The organism is Allorhizobium sp. DMC15 (genome assembly GCF_056314065.1).
On record NZ_JBQUZB010000002.1, the window covers coordinates 1,107,504 to 1,125,367 of the forward strand.

Annotated in this window: 18 protein-coding genes; 7 read left to right on the plus strand and 11 right to left on the minus strand. The window is 61.5% G+C overall.

Annotated elements, in window-relative coordinates; translation table 11 throughout:
• The first annotated feature begins 17 nt into the window (after positions 1-17).
• The 6 genes from ACT53S_RS13875 to ACT53S_RS13900 are packed head-to-tail and all read left to right on the plus strand — an operon-like array spanning position 18 to position 5,844.
• A complete protein-coding gene (locus ACT53S_RS13875; protein ID WP_142071075.1) occupies positions 18-965 on the plus strand; it encodes a carbohydrate ABC transporter permease in 948 nt (315 codons plus the stop codon).
• On the plus strand, positions 962-1,906 hold the full coding sequence (locus tag ACT53S_RS13880; protein ID WP_476067414.1) for a carbohydrate ABC transporter permease: 945 nt from the start codon (positions 962-964) through the stop codon (positions 1,904-1,906). Before ACT53S_RS13875 ends, ACT53S_RS13880 begins: the two co-directional genes overlap by 4 nt.
• Entirely contained in the window at positions 1,903-2,091 is a 189-nt protein-coding gene (locus ACT53S_RS13885; RefSeq protein WP_476067415.1) for a hypothetical protein, read from the plus strand. The genes ACT53S_RS13880 and ACT53S_RS13885 overlap by 4 nt, the downstream gene beginning before the upstream one ends.
• A 3-nt stretch (positions 2,092-2,094) precedes the next feature.
• Positions 2,095-3,192: an ABC transporter ATP-binding protein gene (locus tag ACT53S_RS13890; protein ID WP_476067416.1), complete on the plus strand. Its 1,098-nt coding sequence runs from the start codon at positions 2,095-2,097 to the stop codon at positions 3,190-3,192.
• Entirely contained in the window at positions 3,185-4,180 is a 996-nt protein-coding gene (locus tag ACT53S_RS13895; RefSeq protein ID WP_476067417.1) for an ABC transporter ATP-binding protein, read from the plus strand. The genes ACT53S_RS13890 and ACT53S_RS13895 overlap by 8 nt, the downstream gene beginning before the upstream one ends.
• 11 nt (positions 4,181-4,191) lie before the next feature.
• Complete coding sequence (locus tag ACT53S_RS13900) at positions 4,192-5,844, plus strand: dihydroxyacetone kinase subunit DhaK (protein WP_476067418.1); 1,653 nt, start codon at positions 4,192-4,194, stop codon at positions 5,842-5,844.
• Between the two features lie 81 nt (positions 5,845-5,925).
• Here the strand turns inward: ACT53S_RS13900 and ACT53S_RS13905 are convergent, their stop codons facing one another.
• The 6 genes from ACT53S_RS13905 to ACT53S_RS13930 all read right to left on the minus strand — a co-directional run bounded on the left by ACT53S_RS13905 (position 5,926) and on the right by ACT53S_RS13930 (position 12,194).
• Positions 5,926-7,815, minus strand: a complete 1,890-nt coding sequence (locus tag ACT53S_RS13905) for a bifunctional sugar phosphate isomerase/epimerase/4-hydroxyphenylpyruvate dioxygenase family protein (protein WP_476067419.1) — start codon at positions 7,813-7,815, stop codon at positions 5,926-5,928.
• A 31-nt stretch (positions 7,816-7,846) separates the two neighbouring features.
• Positions 7,847-8,296 carry a type II 3-dehydroquinate dehydratase gene (locus ACT53S_RS13910; protein ID WP_113378689.1) on the minus strand — a complete coding sequence of 150 codons (450 nt, stop codon included), beginning with the start codon at positions 8,294-8,296 and terminating at the stop codon, positions 7,847-7,849.
• Between the two features lie 10 nt (positions 8,297-8,306).
• Positions 8,307-9,608: a TRAP transporter large permease gene (locus ACT53S_RS13915; protein ID WP_476067420.1), complete on the minus strand. Its 1,302-nt coding sequence runs from the start codon at positions 9,606-9,608 to the stop codon at positions 8,307-8,309.
• On the minus strand, positions 9,605-10,123 hold the full coding sequence (locus ACT53S_RS13920; protein WP_476067421.1) for a TRAP transporter small permease: 519 nt from the start codon (positions 10,121-10,123) through the stop codon (positions 9,605-9,607). Before ACT53S_RS13920 ends, ACT53S_RS13915 begins: the two co-directional genes overlap by 4 nt.
• A gap of 68 nt (positions 10,124-10,191) precedes the next feature.
• Positions 10,192-11,184 carry a TRAP transporter substrate-binding protein DctP gene (gene dctP, locus ACT53S_RS13925; RefSeq protein WP_476067422.1) on the minus strand — a complete coding sequence of 331 codons (993 nt, stop codon included), beginning with the start codon at positions 11,182-11,184 and terminating at the stop codon, positions 10,192-10,194.
• A 122-nt stretch (positions 11,185-11,306) separates the two neighbouring features.
• On the minus strand, positions 11,307-12,194 hold the full coding sequence (locus ACT53S_RS13930) for a shikimate dehydrogenase (protein ID WP_142071096.1): 888 nt from the start codon (positions 12,192-12,194) through the stop codon (positions 11,307-11,309).
• 189 nt (positions 12,195-12,383) lie between these two features.
• On the opposite strand from ACT53S_RS13930, the gene ACT53S_RS13935 reads away from it, so the two are divergent.
• On the plus strand, positions 12,384-13,043 hold the full coding sequence (locus ACT53S_RS13935; protein ID WP_113378694.1) for a TetR/AcrR family transcriptional regulator: 660 nt from the start codon (positions 12,384-12,386) through the stop codon (positions 13,041-13,043).
• Here the strand turns inward: ACT53S_RS13935 and ACT53S_RS13940 are convergent.
• From ACT53S_RS13940 to ACT53S_RS13960, 5 genes are all read right to left on the minus strand, one after another.
• Entirely contained in the window at positions 13,031-13,336 is a 306-nt protein-coding gene (locus ACT53S_RS13940) for an efflux RND transporter permease subunit (protein ID WP_476067423.1), read from the minus strand. The genes ACT53S_RS13935 and ACT53S_RS13940 overlap by 13 nt on opposite strands.
• A gap of 90 nt (positions 13,337-13,426) precedes the next feature.
• Positions 13,427-14,317 (minus strand): dihydrodipicolinate synthase family protein, encoded by an 891-nt coding sequence (locus ACT53S_RS13945; protein WP_476067424.1) that lies wholly within the window; start codon positions 14,315-14,317, stop codon positions 13,427-13,429.
• A gap of 26 nt (positions 14,318-14,343) precedes the next feature.
• Positions 14,344-15,963, minus strand: coding sequence for an ABC transporter ATP-binding protein (locus ACT53S_RS13950; RefSeq protein ID WP_476067425.1), 1,620 nt, complete (start codon positions 15,961-15,963; stop codon positions 14,344-14,346).
• Positions 15,956-16,873, minus strand: coding sequence for an ABC transporter permease (locus ACT53S_RS13955; RefSeq protein WP_476067426.1), 918 nt, complete (start codon positions 16,871-16,873; stop codon positions 15,956-15,958). The genes ACT53S_RS13950 and ACT53S_RS13955 overlap by 8 nt, the downstream gene beginning before the upstream one ends.
• 10 nt (positions 16,874-16,883) lie before the next feature.
• Entirely contained in the window at positions 16,884-17,798 is a 915-nt protein-coding gene (locus ACT53S_RS13960) for an ABC transporter permease (RefSeq protein WP_113378699.1), read from the minus strand.
• Positions 17,799-17,864 lie beyond the last annotated feature (66 nt).

The window sequence follows — 17,864 nt, forward strand, 5'->3', positions numbered from 1 at the left end:
CAATACGGATCCAGATGATGACCGACACACCCGCAGACCGCCTCGCCCGCGCGACGCCACAACCGGTTGCCAGACGCATCCGGGGCTTGAGCGACCGGGCCATCGCCTGGATCTTCGTAGCCCCCACGATCTTCCTGCTTCTGTCGGTCAACATCTTTCCGCTGATCTGGACGATCCGCCTGTCCTTCACGAACTTCGCCGCGAACAAGCCCAACGCCGAGGTCAAATGGGTCGGATTGCGCAACTACGAGCGCATCCTGACCGACGCCGACACCTGGGCGAACATGCAGACGACAGCCCATTTCCTCATCTGGACGATCATCTTCCAGGTGCTGATCGGCTTTTCCCTGGCATGGCTGATCAACCGCAAGTTCAAGGGCAACGACCTGGTGACGACGCTGATCGTCATCCCGATGATGCTCTCGCCGGCCGTTGTCGGCAATTTCTGGACCTTCCTCTACCAGCCACAGATCGGCCTCGTGAACTACGCTGTCGAATTCCTGACCGGCATTCCTGCTGACAGTTTCTCGATGCTCGGCCCGGGCGGCTGGGCGCGCTGGGCGATCGTCATCGTCGACACCTGGATGTGGACGCCCTTCGTCATGCTGATCTGCCTGGCCGGCCTGCGCTCCATCCCCGACTACATCTATGAGGCAGCCGAAGTCGACCGGGCTTCGAAGTGGCGACAGTTCTGGACGATCACCCTGCCTATGGCTCTGCCGTTCCTGATGCTTGCGGTCCTGTTCCGCGGCATCGAGAACTTCCGGATGTTCGACCTCGTGGTTCTTCTGACCGGTGGCGGGCCGGGGGACGAGACGCTGCTCGCCTCGATCGACCTGAAGCGCGAGGCCTTCGAGAAATGGCGGACCGGCTATTCCAGCGCCTACGCGATTGTCCTCTTCGTCACGGTATTCGGCCTTGCCTCCATCTACGTGAAGGCCCTGAACAAGGTGAAAGAACGATGAGTGCTCATTCCGTCACCGAACCGTCGACCGCCTCCAAGTGGCTTGCCGGCATCCTGGTCGGACTTTACGCGGTGATCACGCTGATCCCGCTGCTCTGGATCATCTCGACGAGCTTCAAGTCAGGCCCGGATTCGATCAGCTATCCGCCGAAGGTCGTCTTCCAGCCGACGCTGGAAGGTTATGTGAACCTCTTCACGACCCAGTCCCGCCCCTCGGCGGAGGACCTGGCAAAACTGCCGGCACCCACCACCTGGTACGACAAGATTACCCGCGAAAGAGGCATGATCATTTCGGGTCCGTCGCGCTTCGGGCAACGTTTCCTGAACTCGGTCATCATCGGCTTCGGCTCGACATTTTTGTCGATCTTCCTGGGAACGCTGGCCGCCTATGCCTTTAGCCGCTTCAAGGTGCCGCTCAAGGACGACCTCCTGTTCTTCATCCTCTCGACCCGCATGATGCCGCCGATCGCTGTCGCAATCCCGATCTACCTGATGTTCCGCCAGCTCGGGCTTTCGGATACGCACCTCGGCATGATCCTGCTTTATACGGCGGTCAACCTGTCCCTGTCGGTCTGGCTGCTCAAGGGTTTCATCGACGAAATTCCGCGCGAATATGAGGAAGCGGCACTCATCGACGGCTACACCCGCTTCCAGGCGTTTTACAAAGTGGTGCTTCCGCAAGCGGCAACGGGCATAGCCTCCACCGCGATCTTCTGCTTGATCTTCGCCTGGAACGAATATGCCTTCGCCGTCCTGCTGACGAGCGGCAATGCCCAGACGGCGCCGCCCTTTATCCCGACCATCCTGTCGGTCGGCGGCGGCATCGACTGGCCGGCGGTCGCGGCGGCTGCGAGCCTGTTCCTCATGCCCGTCGTCATCTTCACCGTGCTGCTGCGCAAGCATCTGCTCCGTGGCATCACCTTCGGAGCCGTGCGCAAATGATGAACTTTCTTGCCCGCCTCAGCCGGTTTCGCCGGTCCGAATGGGAACTGCTCGCCTCGGGCCTGATCGCGCTCGGCGTGGTCATGCTGATGCAGCCGCTTTCACTGACGCTCTTTACCTTCTCCTTTCCGGTGACGCTGATCGGAACCGTCATGTTCATCGTCGTCAGTCATTTTCCGGAGTAGGTCATGGCCCAGATTCGCGTTGAAAACCTGCGCAAGGACTTCGGAGCCTTCAATGCGGTGAAGTCGTCCACTTTCACTGTCGAGGATGGCGAGTTCTTCATGCTGCTAGGCCCATCCGGCTGCGGCAAGACGACGACGCTGCGCATGATGGCCGGTCTTGAACTGCCGACCAGTGGCGAGATCTACATCGGCGGCGAAGAGGTCGGCATGAAGCGTGCCAGCGAGCGCGACATCGCCTTCGTCTTCCAGATGTTCGCGCTTTATCCGCACATGAACGTGCGCAAGAACATCTCCTACCCCCTGGTCAGCCAAGGCGTATCACGCGCGGAGGTGGATCGTCGCGTCGCCGAAGTCGCCCGCATCCTGCAGATCGAAACAATCCTCGATAAACCGGTCGGAGGTCTCTCGGGTGGCGATCGCCAGCGCGTCGCCCTTGGCCGCGCGATCGTGCGCGAGCCCAAGGCCTTCTTCATGGACGAGCCCTTAGGCGCGCTCGATGCGGAGTTCCGCGAACATATGGCAGAGGAGTTGCGCGCCCTGCATGACCGCATGGGGGCGACAACCGTCTACGTCACCCATGACCAGCTGGAAGCCATGCAGATGGGCGATAAGATCGTCGTCATGAACCACGGCGTGATCGAGCAGTTCGGCAAGCCGCAGCAGATCTACGACTGGCCGGCGACCAAGTTCGTAGCAAAATTCATCGGCTCGCCACCCATGTCCTTCCTCGACTTCGAAGGCGCCATCGATGAGGGAGGCAATGTGGTGACGATCGGCGGAACCCGCATCGAGGTCCCCATATCCCGCGAAGGCCGCAAGGGTGCGCTGACCCTCGGCGTCAGGCCGGAACATGTCCGCCTGTCGGATGCGGCCGCCCTCCGCGGACGGGTGGCCGCCGTCGAATATCTCGGCACCACCCAGATCGTCACGATCGAGACTTCCCATGGCGAGATCAAGGCGCGAACGGCGTCGAGCGATGCGATCCGAACGGACGCTTCCGTTGGGCTCGAATTCGATCGCCGCTCACTCACCCTTTTTGATGCGAAGAGCGGGAGAGCCCTCGTGTCCGAAGCCAATGAAGGAGTCCTCACCCGTGGCTGAAGTCGTCCTCTCCAGCATCGGCAAATCGTTTGGCACAACCTGTGCGCTCAACGACGTGACGATGACCGTTCCAGACGGCTCCTTCGTCGTGCTTCTCGGCCCGACCGGCGCCGGAAAAACCACACTTCTGCGCCTGGTTTCAGGCCTAGAAACACAGGATAGCGGCGACATCCGGATCGGTGGTCAGTCCATGACCGGGCTGACGCCCGCACAGCGCAATGTCGCGATGGTCTTCCAGCAATATTCCCTCTACCCGCACATGACGGTGCGGCAGAATCTCGAATTTCCGCTGAAATCACCATTACTTCGCACGCCGCAGGCAGAGATCGAGCAGAAGGTGAAGGCAATCGCCGAGGTCCTGCAGATCGCCCACAAGCTCGACAACCGGGCAACCGCCCTTTCGGGCGGCGAGATGCAGCGTGTGTCGATTGGTCGGGCGCTGGTCCGCAATCCGCAGATCTATCTGATGGACGAGCCGCTGAGCTCGCTCGACGCGAAACTCCGCGCCGATCTTCGGGTCGAACTGAAGAATATCCAGGCCCGCTCAGGGGCCACCTTCCTCTTTGTGACCCATGACCAGATCGAGGCGATGACCATGGCGACCCATGTCGGCGTGCTCAAGGAGGGACGCCTGGTGCAGTTCGGATCGCCGCGCGAGATCTACGAAGCCCCGGTCAGCATCTACGCCGCGACCCGTCTCGGCCAGCCGCGCATCAACGTGCTGCCTGCAAACCTCTTTCCGGGAACACCCGCCAGGGCCCATTCGATCGGCCTGAGACCCGAGCATATTCGCCAGGGAGAGGGCCAGGAGACGAAGGTGATCCGGGTCGAACATCTCGGTGATCAGACGCGTTTGCATCTCATACTCGGGGAACACCCGATCATAACCGTCACCGATGCCCATACCGCTCTCAAGGGCGGCGACATCATCAAAATTCAGCCGCACGAGCCGCTTTATTTCGACGCGGCCGGACAGCGTCTCGTCTAAGGGAGGATCTCATGTCTCAATTCCTCAACAGCAGGGAAAATGCCGTCACCGAAGCGATCGACGGCGTGCTCATGGCCTCGGCCGGAGCCTTGAGCCGTCTCGACGGCTATCCCCATATCCGCGTCGTGGTGCGATCCGACTGGGACAAGTCGAAGGTCGCGATCGTCTCGGGTGGCGGATCGGGCCATGAGCCGGCCCATGCCGGCTTCGTCGGACGCGGCATGCTGACGGCGGCCGTCTGTGGTGATGTCTTCGCCTCGCCGAGCGTCGATGCGATCCTGGCCGCCATTCTTGCGGTGACCGGCCCGCTGGGCTGCCTGCTGATCGTCAAGAACTACACCGGCGACCGCCTGAACTTCGGGCTCGCGGCCGAGCGGGCCCGTGCCTTCGGGCTGAATGTCGGCATGGTGATCGTCGACGACGACATCGCCCTGCCCGATCTGCCGCAGTCGCGCGGCGTTGCGGGCACGCTCTTCGTGCACAAGATCGCCGGGGCCATGGCGGAGAACGGCGCGAGCCTCGATGCCGTCATCGACACGGCGCGACGGGTAATCGCCCATACCCGCTCGATCGGCATCTCGCTCGACACCTGCACGGTGCCGGGCTCCCCGAAGGAAGCCCGCATCCCGCCCGGCCGCGCCGAACTCGGTCTCGGCATCCACGGCGAGGCCGGTGTCGAGCAGATCGATTATGACGGCGTCCGGGGCGCCGTGGCCGCCATGACGGCAAAACTCGCCGCAGGCATGGAGAACAAGCCGCATGTCGTTCTCTTGAACAATCTCGGCGGCACCTCCGTCCTGGAAATGGCCGTCGTCGTCAACGAACTGGTGCAGTCCGCGATCGGCACGCGCATCTCGCATATCGTCGGGCCGGCGCCGATGATGACCTCGCTCGACATGCACGGCTTTTCGATCTCCGTCATGCCGGCGGAAAAGGCTGATCTCGACTTGCTGGCCAAGCCCGTCGCGCTCGCAGCCTGGCCGGGTGTCTCGGCCATCCGACCCGTTAACATCATCGCCCTGCCCGATGGCCTGACCCCGATTGCACCGCTCGCCTCCGAGCACCTGCCAACCCGTCAGTTCCTCACCGAATGCTGCAAGCTGCTGATCGAGGCCGAAAAGGACCTCAACGCCCTCGACGCCAAATCCGGTGACGGCGATACCGGCTCGACGCTTTCAAGTGCTGCACGCGCCCTGATCGACGCCCTCGACCGCCTGCCGCTCGCCGATCACACCCAGCTGCTGCGGGCCATGGGCCAGGAACTCAGCCAGACGATGGGCGGCTCATCGGGGGTTCTGCTTGCCATCTTCTTTGCCGCCGCAGGCGACGGTGCCTCCAGCGGACTGAGCATGCACGAAGCGCTCAAGGCCGGCCTTGCCCGCATGCAGGAAATTGGCGGTGCCCGTCTCGGCGACCGCACGATGGTGGATGCGCTGGCTCCGGCGCTCGAGGCCTTCGACAAGGGCTTCGCCGCGGCGGCAAGTGCAGCCCGCGCCGGCGCCGATTTGACCGCCACCTATGTCAAAGCCCGGGCCGGTCGGGCGGCCTACATCAACGCCCGACAGCTGGAGGGGCATGTCGATCCCGGCGCAGAGGCAGTTGCGCGCCTCTTCGAATTCCTCGGACGTCGTCATGGCGGGACGCAAGGCAACGCTGCAGAGTGACGACCTCAAAACGCCCCCACGGCGTCACTCAGGCGATTACGGCCCTCGTTTGCATTCAGATGAGTTCAGACGGCAATCCGATCACCGGGGAAGTCCGCTAGGCCTGAGATGTCGCTTCAACGCCGCGATACGGAAGATGGCATTGGGCGCGCCGTAACCGGCATAGCCACGTCGTTCGACGATCTCGAAGAAGAAACCTTCGCCATAGGTCGGCGAGTAGAGCTGGAAGTATTCGCCGGAATCGTCCCGATCGTAGAGGATGTTTGACGCCTTCATCCGTTCGACCACTTCCGGGGCGAGGCCGAAACGGGCTTCGATATCGTCGTAGTAGTTCGCTGAAATCACGAGCGACTTGAAACCGTTTTGCGCCAGCGCAGCAGCGGTCGAGAAAATGTCGTCCGTTGCGAAGGCAATATGCTGGATGCCCGAGCCAAAGGTTTCGGCGATGAAGCGTCCGGCCAGCGTATTGCGGTTTTCAGCGCCGTTCAGCGTGATCCTCAGGGTTCCGTCTTGCGTCTCGACAACTTGGCTGCGGACAACGCCGGCCGGGTCGATGATGTCCACCATCGGCGTTTTCCGCGTCGCAAGCTGCGAGGTGTAGAAAAGCAGCCAGGTCAGCATTTCTTCGTAACGCGTCGTCTGCGCGAGATGATCGATCCGCGTCAGACCGACGGGAGCACGGCTTTCCTCCTGATCGACAACCGCTTCGAAGTCGACGTCCCAAATGTTGGCGAGCGCGCTCTTCTGGTCGAGGAAATAGACGATGCCGCCTCCGACGCCGCGAATGGCTGGCACCTGCATCTCGCCGGGCCCGACCGTCTGGCGGAAGTCTTCCGACCCAAGTTCGAGCGCTCTTGCTTGAGCCGCCGCGGCATCGTCGACCATCAACCCGAAGGCATAGGCATTGGCGCCATGGACGAGATAGGACGCGTTGGCGAAACCCTTCTCCTCGCGATTGATGACGAGGTTGATGTCGCCCTGCCGCATCAGCGTCACGGCCTTGGCGCGGTGGCGGGCAAAGGTCCTGAAACCGAGGATCAGAAGCAGAGCCTCGAGTTCGCGCCCATCGTCATCGCCCACGGCGAATTCAACGAAGGCGATGCCGGAGACTTCACTGCGTGCAGGCATATCCGGGACCGGGATCCGCATGTCCGGCTCGATGCGCCGGACCTGGTCCATGAGATAGACCAGCGAGCGGCGCCCGTCGCGGGAGATCGCCTCGGGCGATCCACCACGGAACTGGTCGTTGAAGATCTCGAGCGAGAGATAGCCGTCATAACCCGTGGCAGCGATCGCCTGCATGAAAGGGGTCACTGCGAGGTCACCCTCGCCCGGCATGTTGCGGAAGTGGCGCGACCAGTAGAGCAGATCCATCTCGATCTGCGGCGCATCGGCGAGCTGGACGATGAAGATCCGGTCACCCGGGATCGAGCGGATCGAATTGACATCGATCTTGCGCGCCAGCGTATGGAAGCTGTCGAGGATCAGGCCAATATTCGGATGATCGGCCCGACGGACGATTTCCCAGGCATCGCGGTGATCATAGATGTGACGCCCCCAGGCCAGCGCCTCGTATCCGACACGCAGGCCGCGTTTTGCCGCGCGCTCGCCGAGTTCGCGGAAATCGGCTGCTGCCCGGTCGATACCGCCGAGCGAGACCGGCGAGGTGTTCGAGCAGATCAGCATGATATCCGTGCCAAGCTCGGCCATCAGGTCGAACTTCCGCTCGGCGCGGTCGAAGTTGCGACTGCGAAACGGCTCCGGCATGCCTTCGAAGTCGCGGAACGGCTGGAACAGAGAGACCGTCAGCCCGTGATCACGCACCATATGACCGACTTCGGCGGGTGAGCGGTCGAACGCCAGAAAGTCGTTCTCGAAGATCTCGATCCCGTCGAAACCGGCTCGCGCGATTGCCGAGAGTTTCTCTTCGAATTCGCCGCTGATCGAGACCGTCGCAATCGAGGTTTTCATCGCCGCATTCTCCGTTTCGCCCGTTGGCGTTTCACCGTTTGCCTTCCGCGACAAGCAGCTTCAGAGCTCTGACCGCATGGGGGTATCCCGTCGCCCCGAGCCCTGCCATGACGGCCGTGGCCGTCATCGAGACGAGGGATTTGTGATAAATCTGCTCGCGCCTGTGCACGTTGCTGATGTGGAACTCGATGATCGGTCCTTTGAACATCTTCAGCGCATCGAGAAGCGCGAGCGACGTGAAGGTAAAGGCGGCCGGATTGATCAGGATCCCGGAGCCTTCATCGATCGCGTCATGAACGGACTCGATCAGCATCTCTTCGCTATTGGTCTGGCGGAAGACGATCGGCCATTCGCCTGCAGCCTCACGGCACCAGTACTCCACGTCCGCCAGCGTATGGTGACCATAGATCTCCGGCTCGCGGCGCCCGAGCCGATTGAGGTTTGGACCGTTCAGGATGAAGAGTGGCTTATGCTCCGGCATGGTGGTCTCCTCAGCCCTGATAACCGAGCAGGCGCGGCAGCCACAGAACCGTATCCGGAATGAAGGTGATTATGCCGAGGCAGAACACCATCCAGAGAATGAAGGGCCAGGCGTCGCGGACGATATCGCGCAGCGGTGCGCTCGAGATCTTCGCCACGATGAAGAGCAGCAGGCCATACGGCGGCGTGACAAGCCCCAGCATGATGTTCACCACGACGACGACGCCGAAATGGACGAGATCGATGCCAAGTGCCTGCGCCGTCGGGATCAGGACCGGAACGACGATCAGGAGAATGGTCGTGCCTTCGAGGAAGCAGCCGAGCAGCAGAAGCAGGATGTTGACGAAGATCAGGAAGACGACCGGCGACATCTCCCAGCTCGTCAGGATCGCCTTGATGCTCTCGGGGATATTCTCGATCGTTACGACATAGTTGAACACCAGGGCGCCGGCGATCAGCATGCCGATCGAAGCCGTGGTCTTGCCGCTCGTCAGCAGCGCACCGTAAAGCGCATTCCACGAGATGCTGCGATAGATGACGGCGGAGATCAGCAACGCATAGGCAGCGGCAAGCGCGGCAGCTTCGGTCGGCGTGGTGATCCCGGAATAGATGCAGCCGAGCAGCAGAACCGGCATGAACAGCGCAGGCAGCGCCCGCCAGGTAATGCCAGGGATCTCGCGCAGCGGCACCGGTTCTTCGACCGGGAAATTCTGCCGCCGGGCGGTGATCGCAACCTGCACCATCTGCAGCCCGGCCATCAGCAGGCCGGGAACCATGCCGGCAAGGAAGAGATATCCGATCGAGGCATCGGAGACGAGCGCATAGATCACCATCGGGATCGACGGCGGGATGATCGGGCCGATCACCGAAGTCACTGCCGTCAGCGCGGCCGCAAAACTCGGCGTGTAGCGGTTCCCATCCGTCATCAGCTTCTGCATCATGCTGCCGGTTCCCGCAGCATCGGCGATGGCCGAACCGGACATGCCGGCGAAAATGATGCTCTGGACGACATTGACCTGAGCGAGGCCGCCGCGAAAACGCCCGACGAACACGTTGCAGAATGACAAAAGGCGCTCCGTCATGGAGCCAATGTTCATCAGCTCGGCTGCCAGGATGAAGAGCGGAACGGCAAGGATCACATAGTTCGAATACATGCCATTGAGGAACTGCTCGGCCACGATCCCCATGTCGGCGCCTGAAAGCGCCAAATAAAGGATCGATCCGCAGAGCATCGAAAGCCCGATCGGAAGACCGAGAAAGGCAAGTACCGTGATGACGACGATCGAAAGGGAAAAGGGGCTGGCAAGATTCATACGCCGGAACTCGCTTTGGTCGGGTCGAAGCCCTCGGGCGCCTTGCCGCGGATCGCCAGCTTGCAAAGCCACAGATGGCGCACGATCATGGCAATCGCGAAGACGACATAGATGGAATAGAGAAGGTCGAAGCGGATCTTCAGGTATGCCGTGCTTTCGACGCGCATGAAGCTGACATAATCGATCACAGCCGGCAGCGACCAGGTGAAGAGCGCGACGAGGCTTGCCGAACCGATGACCTGCATCACGCGAAGCCCGCGTGCCGTCGCCGCCCCCCAGAACAGATCGAAGCGAATTTCATCGACCTCCCGCACCACGAAGGCGGAGCCAAACAGCACCATCCAGATCCAAAGCGCCGCGCTCGCCTCGTGGGTCCAGCCGATCGACAGGTTGAAGAGATAGCGGGATAAGATCTGCAGCAGGAAGATCAAGAACATCGCCAAGAGCATCATGGCGAGCAAATTTTCCGCCCGATGCCTGAGCCAGCGTCCGATGGTGGCAAATCGAGTGTCCATAGGCCGAGCCTTTTCTGATGGGCCGGGAGCCGGAATGTTTCCAGCTCCCGGGTATCAATGGGATAAGCTCAGAGTGCGCCGACCTTGTCGAGGATACCCTCGGGCCAAGACTTCGCCAGATCGGAAGCCAGATACTTCTCCTGGGCGAACTTCCGGAAGGCAGCAACATCAGGCTCGTAGATCTGAAGGCCGGCAGCCTTGAACTCTTCGACCAGCGTCTTTTCCTGGGCGATGTGCTGCTCTTCGCTCCACTGCATGGCCTTGTCGGCGGCAGCCTGCACCTTGGCCTGCTGTTCCGGCGAAAGCGACTTCCAGGTTTCGGCAGAGATGGTCAGCAGGTCGTAGCCGATCAGATGCGAGGTCATGACGATCTGCGACATGACTTCGTAGAATTTCATATTCTTGACATTGGGCAGCGGATTGTCCTGACCGTCGATCGCACCCGTCTGCAGTGCGGTGTAGACTTCGGCATAGGCAACCGGCACCGGATTGGCGCCCAGCGCCTCGCCGAGGAACTGCCAGGCATCGCCACCCGGCATGCGCAGCTTCACGCCCGAGAGATCGGCAGGCGTCATGATCTTCTTATCACCCTTCAGACCCACCTGACGGGCACCGAAATAGGTCGGTCCGAGAATGTGCACACCGGCCTTTTCCTCGGCCATCTTCTTGAACTCAGCACCGAGCTCGCTGGCAAAGAAGGCACGAACATGAGCGGCGTCCCGGAAGAGATAGGCCGAGGTCAGCACCGACCATTCCGGCACCTGCTTGGCGATATCCTGCGGCGCGATATTGCCCATCTGCAGGTTGCCGCGCTGCAGCGCGACCAGTTCGGTCCCCTGCTTGAACAGCGTGCCACCGAAGAAGGGCTCGACCTTGAAGCCGTCCTTCAATTCGTCGGCAAACATCTTGACCATGCCGGCGCGAATGTCCTGCTCGGAGAACACGGCCGACAGCTTGAGCGCCACCGGCTCCTGGGCAAGTGCAGGCCCGGAGACGGCCGTCATTGCGCCGAGCGCGACCGAACCGGCCAGAAACAGGCGGCGTGAAATTTCCATCATCATGTCTTCCTCCTCTTATCCCTGCCCCTCCTCGGGCTTTGGGATCCTCTTCTCCCTGACCGGCGGGGGCCGGTCGACGAAACACGTCTCATGCCGGCGCAAGAGGCCGGCCTAGTCTTATCGCGTCAGGCAAGCCGCGCCAGAGCGATCTCATCGGTGCCGGTGAGCTCGGCGAAATGCGCGAGCATGCGCTGCGCATTCGGCACCAGTCCGGTAAACAGGCCAAAGGCCCCGACCGCCTGGAAAACCGCCATCCCGCCACCATTGGCGACCCGGCAGCCGCGCCGCCTCGCAGCCTGCAGGAGCGCAGTCTCCAATGGGAAATAGACGACCTCCGCGACCCAAAGCGGCGGGCTCAAGAACTCGGCCGCTAGGGGCAAGCCCGGATGCTTGTCCATGCCCATGGGCGTTGCATGCACCAGACCGCTGGCCAATGCCATGGCGCTTTCGAGATCTTCGCCGGCAACGATGCAAGCCTCAGGAAACAGCCTGGCCATGTCAGAGGCGAGTTCCGCGGCGCGCGCCACGTCGATGTCGAAGATGGTCAGCCTCCCCGCACCCATCTGGAGCACGGCGAAGGCCGTTGCCGCCCCGGCGCCACCCGCGCCAATCTGAACGACGGAGGAAAGATCGGCATCCGGCAACTGCCGGCGCAACCCTTCGGCAAAACCTGACCAGTCCGTGTTGTGACCGATCCGCTTTCCGTCCGTGAGGACGACCGTGTTGACAGCGCCGAGACGCCGGGCGTCATCTGAAACCTCGGTCAGAAGCGGCAGCACCCGCTGCTTGCAGGGATAGGTGATATTAAGCCCGCAAAAGCCCCGCGCCTCGGCCTCCGAAATCAGGGCTTCAAGATCGTCGGGGGTCTTCTTCAGCTCGTTGAGATCGATGAGTTCGTAGGTGTAGGCAAGGCCATGAGCAGCCCCTTCACGCATATGCATGGCCGGGGTGAGCGAACGCTGGATGCCAAAGCCAATCAACCCGGCTCTTGCCTCTTTGCGCTGCTGCGTCATGCCCGCTCCCATAACTCCTGCATGATGCCTCTGCCACCATGCGGCCTCCCAACCTGATCACAGCAATAATGTACTAACTAGTTAGTGTCAACACAGCGAAGGCTTGAAGCCTTTGGGCCGGAGTTCTATGAACAGATGGCTCGGCGCGCGGAACAGGGGACCGTGCAGGCTGACACGGGGTGGAGATGCATGGCGAAGACGGCGAAGGATACGCGCAGGAACGATCCTGAACGAACCAGGGAGGACATTCTCGATGTGGCGACGGAGGAGTTTTCCGAGTTTGGCCTGTCGGGCGCACGCGTGGATTCAATCGCCGAGAAGACGCGCACCTCGAAGCGCATGATCTACTATTATTACGGCAGCAAGGAAGGCCTTTATCTGGCCGTTCTGGAACGCGCCTATCGGAAGATCAGGTCGCTGGAATCAGACTTGCAACTGGCCGAACTCCCGCCCGACGAAGCGCTGCGTCAGCTGATCGGCACGACCTTCGACCACGACGAACAGAATCCTGATTTCGTCCGACTGGTCAGCATCGAAAACATTCACCACGCAATGCACATGAGACGCTCAAGCGAGATCGCCGACCTCAACGTCTCCGTCATCCGGACCATCCAGGACATCGTCGACCGCGGGCTGAGAACCGGTGTCTTCAAGCGCCGCGCCGACGCGATCGACGTGCATATGCTGATCAGCGCCTTTTGTTTCTTTCGGGTTTCGAACCGCTATACCTTCGGCACGATCTTCCAGCGAGACTTGTCGGACCCCGCCACTTACGGGCGCCACAAGATGATGATCACAGATGCGGTGCTCAGCTACCTGCAGTCGAATGATAATGATCACAGCGCATAGTTCAGAGAAAAGACTGCGCTAGGCGACCAGCGGCGCGAAGATGGGCGTTCCAGTAGCAAAAACAGAACCGCGAGCATCGTTTCGGAAACAATTCCGACCCACGTCAGGTTCGCGTTCTTCGTTTCGGAACTCGCACCAGATGCAATGACCGGCGGCATCACGCAGAACGTAAACGCAACCGAAATCATGACGACGGGCCACAGACGTAGGCGTGAAGCTCCGACGACCGCGTCAGTGGGACAGCCCCATCCCTCTTGGTTTTGCGCGCGAGCTTGACGAACACCGTCTGTCACCTGTCCAGACTCTGGAACCGCACGCGCTCCAGCATCGCGATCACGGCGCAACGGCGATACGGAAGAAGGTGCCGGTTTGCGACGAAGCAATCAGCCGCTGACGGCGACCCCATAGCGCTGAAGGATTTCGGCAATTTTCGCGTCCTGTTCCGGATCTGGCAGCAGCGCCGGCTGTCGGCTGGCACCGACGGTCGTATCCTGCAGATAAAGAGCGCGCTTCACCATGGCCGGCGCAAAACCGAGAGCATAGAGATCGGTGCGAAAGGCCGTGAAAATTGCCTGCTGGCGCTCGGCTTTCGCAATGTCACCGCTGTTGTAACCCCTGAGAATGCCGGCCAAGACATCCGGAAGAGCGTTCCCGAGGCCGGAGATGCAACCGGCAGCGCCGTTCTGCAGCGCCCAGAGCACCAGATGGTCGGGGCCGGAATAGACATCGAAGCCAGGCATGTCGCGAGAGACTGCGAGATAGGCCTCCAGCGTCTCCTTGGCGCCGCCCGAGTCCTTGATGCCGGCGATATTACCGTGAGCGGCGAGCTTGCGGGCCGTGTCGGGCTCGATGTGGTTCTGGGTACGGGCCGGGATATCGTAGAGATAGATCGGAGTCTTCACGGCATCGGCAACCGTCGAGAAATGCCTGACGAGGCCATCCTGGGTGCAGGCGATGAAGAAGGGCGTGATGACGGCGATCGCGGTCACGCCAATGCGGTCGAACTCCTTTGCCAGCTTGATCGTCTCGAAAGTGGCGGGCATGCCGGCATTGACGATGACATCGACCTTGCCGCCAACCTCGTCGACGACCGCCTCAGCTAGCTTCACCTTCTCCTCGAAGGTCAGCGCGCTGAAATCACCATTGGTGCCGGCACACATGATGTTGTTGCCGGCTGCCACCTGACGGCGAAGCTGCGCGCGCGTGGCTTCGAAATTGATCGTCTCGTCCTCGTTGAAACAGGTGACGAGCGCGACGAAGGCCTTTTTCGACATGGTGGTGTTCTCCGGAATTGTCTGACTTAGGAGGCGCGGCTGAGACGCGTGACTCGGTTCTGCGCCTGCACATCGGGGTCGGGATCGAGCCCGGCGGCGAGCAGCGCCTGGGTATAGGCTTGCTTCGGGGTCTCGAAGATCTCGCGTACGGTTCCGAGCTCCACCACTTCGCCCTTCTGCATGACCATCACATGGTCCGCAAAGTCGCGCACGACGGGCAGATCATGGGCGATGAAGATGAAGGCGATGCCCATTTCCTTGCGCAGCTTGTCGAGGAGCGCGATGACTTGTGCCTGGACCGAAACGTCGAGCGCGGACACGGCCTCATCGCAGATGATCAGTTGCGGCTCGAGCGCGAGCGCCCGGGCAATCGCGATACGCTGGCGCTGACCGCCGGAAAACTGGTGTGGATAGCGGCCCATATGCTCCGGCCCGAGCCCGACCTGGGTCAAAAGCTCGGCGACGCGATCTCGCCACCTGGCCCTCGGCAGGATGTCCGGGTGGATGACCCAGGCTTCCGAGATCAGCTGGTAAACGGTCATGCGCGGATTGAGCGACTGGGTTGGATCCTGAAAGACCATCTGCAGGTCGCGGCGCAGTTTGTAGAGTTCGGCCGGGGAGAGCTGGAAAAGGTCCCTACCCTTCCAGAGGGCAGCTCCAGAATCCGGCTCGTCGAGGCGAAGCAGAATGCGCGCGAGCGTCGATTTGCCGGAACCGCTTTCCCCGACGACGGCCATCGTCTCGCCCGCGAGAAGGTCGAAAGAAACGCCTTTGAGCGCCTTAAAGGCACCGTAACTCTTGCGCACGTCCCGCACGCTCAAGACCGGCTCGGCACCCTTCAGCGGCTCGTGCATCTCGCCCTTGCCGGGTGCCGCCGCGATCAGCTTCCTCGTATAGGGATGTTGCGGGTTCTTGTAGACTTCGCGCACCGTGCCGGCCTCGACCAGAACGCCCTTTTCCATCACCACGACACGGTCCGCGATCTCGGCGACGACGCCGAGATCGTGTGTGATGATGAGAACGGCCATCCCGGTCTCGCGCTGCAGCTCCTTGAGAAGCGCCAGCACTTCGGCCTGCACGGTAACGTCGAGCGCAGTGGTCGGCTCATCCGCAATCAGGAGATCGGGACGCAACGCCAGCGCCATCGCGATCATCACGCGCTGGCGCTGACCACCTGAGAATTCATGCGGGTATTTGTCCAGCGCATGAGCCGGATCGGGGATGCCAACGCGGCCGAGAAGGCGAAGGGCCTCCGACTGGGCTGTCGTATTGTCGGTGCCATGCGTGGTCAGCGCCTCTCGGATCTGCCAGCCGACCGTATAGACCGGATTGAGATGGCTGAGCGGATCCTGAAAGATCATCGCAATCTTGCGACCATTGACCTCACGCCGCTCAGCGAGCGGCATCTTCAGAAGGTCGGCGCCGTCGAGCAGGATTTCGCCCGAGCTGATGCGCCCCGGCGGCATGTCGATGAGGTTCATGATCGCCGACGATGAGACCGACTTGCCCGACCCACTCTCACCGAGGATCGCGAGCGTCTCGCCGCGATCGAGATGATAGGACATGTCACGCACCGCTTTGACCACGCCGACGGCCGTATGGAACTCGACAGAAAGGTTGCGGACTTCGAGAAGGTGGTCAGCCATGCTTGGCCCCTTTCATTTCCAGGCGCCAGCGCTGCACCGGATCAAGCGCAATCCGCATCCAGTTCGAGAGAAGGTTGAGCGACATCGTCGTCAGGATGATCGCAAGGCCCGGCCAGAAGGAAAGCCACCAGGCATTGGTGAGATACTGCCGACCCTGGCTGATCATAAGGCCCCAGGTGATCTCCGGCGGCTGAATGCCGATGCCGAGGAAGGAAAGCGCGCTTTCGGCCAGCATGACATAGGCAAAATCGAGCGTTGCCAGCGTGGTGAGCGTGGGGAGAACCACCGGCAGGATATGCCGGAAGAGAATGCGTTTGCTCGATGCTCCCATGACGCGGGCGGCCTGGACGAACATGCGTTCGCGGATCTCCAGCACCTCCGCTCGCGTGGTGCGCAGATAGACGGGGATGCGCGTGATCGCGAGCACCATCATGAGGTTCAGGATCGACGAACCGAGGATGTAGAGCACGATCACGGCGATCAACAGCGACGGGAAGGACATGATGACGTCGGCCAGCCGCATGATGATCTGACTGACCCGCGGCGAAGAAAAACCAGCGATCAGGCCGAGAACCGTGCCGGTGATGGCCGATATCAGCACGGCACCGGCGGCAACCATGACGGTGTTCTGGGTGGCGACGATGATGCGCGCGAGCAGCGGACGACCAAGCGCATCGGCGCCCATCCACCAGACCCAGGCCTTCTCGAAATCGAACGGGGCGGCGTTTCGCCCGCGCAGGTTCTGCTTGGTGGCAAGATCGCCAAGCCAAGTCGGACCGATGATCGCCATGACCACGATGACGATCAGGAAGATTGCCGCGCAGAGGGCAAACTTATCGGCCATCAGCATGCGGAACATGCGCTTTGCCGCATGGGGCTCATCAATCAAGGCAGTTGCTTCGATAGACATGTCCGCCTCCTCAGTTCCGGATACGCGGATCGAGCAGCGCATAGGCGAGGTCGATCAGCAGGTTCATGAGGAAGATGGCAAGCGCCGTCACAAGGATCGCCGCCAAGACCACGTTGAAGTCGCGTTGCAGGATGGAATCGATCATCAGCTTGCCCACGCCGGGAAAGCCGAAGATGGTCTCGATGATCACGGCCCCGTTGAGAAGGCTGGCGGCCTGGTCGCCGATAACAGTGATGACCGGGAGCATGGCGTTGCGCAGCGCGTGTACAAAGATGATCGGGGTCGATTTCACCCCCTTGGCCCGCGCAGTTTTGACATAGGCAGATGACAGCGCAGAAATCATCGACCCGCGCACAACCTGAACGATGATGCCGAAGGGCCTGACGAATAGGACGGATATCGGCAGGATCCAATGCCAGATGGTGCCGGTGCCCGATGTCGGCAGCCAGGACAGGTTCACTGCGAAAATGACGATCGCGACGATGGCCAGCCAGAAATCAGGGACCGAGGCTCCTACGAGCGAAACGATGGACGAGAAACGGTCAAAGAAGCCGCCGGCCCGGAAGGCGGCGAGTGAACCGACAACGATGGCGGCGGCCGTGACGAGGCTCATGGTGATCACCGCCAGCCACAGCGTCCACACGAAAGCTTCCAGCACGACGTCAAGGGCCGGCCGCGCCTTGCGGAGGGACTCACCCAGATCCCCGGTTGCCACGTCGGCGACGTAATGACCGAACTGCACCAGAAGTGGATCATTCAGACCATGGAGTTCCCGGAACTGGTTCTTCATCTCCTCCGAAGCTTCGACCGGCAGGAAGAGAGCCGCCGGGTCGCCGGTCAGACGGGAGAGGAAGAAGACCATGACGACGAGCCCGATCAACGAGATCAGACTGGCCACGGCGCGTTTTCGGATGAAGCTCAGCATGGCACCCTCGGAGAAAACGATGCGGCGGGATCATCCCGCCGCATGACTTGCGTTGCGCGGGCGGCG

Coding starts and splice junctions, on each gene's coding strand:
- ACT53S_RS13885 (WP_476067415.1), top strand. CDS start 1,903: ATGATGAACTTTCTTGCCCGCCTCAGCCGGTTTCGCCGGTCCGAATGG.
- ACT53S_RS13960 (WP_113378699.1), bottom strand. CDS start 17,798: ATGCTGAGCTTCATCCGAAAACGCGCCGTGGCCAGTCTGATCTCGTTG.
- ACT53S_RS13915 (WP_476067420.1), bottom strand. CDS start 9,608: ATGAATCTTGCCAGCCCCTTTTCCCTTTCGATCGTCGTCATCACGGTA.
- ACT53S_RS13950 (WP_476067425.1), bottom strand. CDS start 15,963: ATGGCTGACCACCTTCTCGAAGTCCGCAACCTTTCTGTCGAGTTCCAT.
- ACT53S_RS13945 (WP_476067424.1), bottom strand. CDS start 14,317: ATGTCGAAAAAGGCCTTCGTCGCGCTCGTCACCTGTTTCAACGAGGAC.
- ACT53S_RS13955 (WP_476067426.1), bottom strand. CDS start 16,873: ATGTCTATCGAAGCAACTGCCTTGATTGATGAGCCCCATGCGGCAAAG.
- dctP (WP_476067422.1), bottom strand. CDS start 11,184: ATGATGATGGAAATTTCACGCCGCCTGTTTCTGGCCGGTTCGGTCGCG.
- ACT53S_RS13875 (WP_142071075.1), top strand. CDS start 18: ATGACCGACACACCCGCAGACCGCCTCGCCCGCGCGACGCCACAACCG.
- ACT53S_RS13905 (WP_476067419.1), bottom strand. CDS start 7,815: ATGAAAACCTCGATTGCGACGGTCTCGATCAGCGGCGAATTCGAAGAG.
- ACT53S_RS13910 (WP_113378689.1), bottom strand. CDS start 8,296: ATGCCGGAGCATAAGCCACTCTTCATCCTGAACGGTCCAAACCTCAAT.
- ACT53S_RS13920 (WP_476067421.1), bottom strand. CDS start 10,123: ATGGACACTCGATTTGCCACCATCGGACGCTGGCTCAGGCATCGGGCG.
- ACT53S_RS13890 (WP_476067416.1), top strand. CDS start 2,095: ATGGCCCAGATTCGCGTTGAAAACCTGCGCAAGGACTTCGGAGCCTTC.
- ACT53S_RS13930 (WP_142071096.1), bottom strand. CDS start 12,194: ATGACGCAGCAGCGCAAAGAGGCAAGAGCCGGGTTGATTGGCTTTGGC.
- ACT53S_RS13935 (WP_113378694.1), top strand. CDS start 12,384: ATGGCGAAGACGGCGAAGGATACGCGCAGGAACGATCCTGAACGAACC.
- ACT53S_RS13880 (WP_476067414.1), top strand. CDS start 962: ATGAGTGCTCATTCCGTCACCGAACCGTCGACCGCCTCCAAGTGGCTT.
- ACT53S_RS13900 (WP_476067418.1), top strand. CDS start 4,192: ATGTCTCAATTCCTCAACAGCAGGGAAAATGCCGTCACCGAAGCGATC.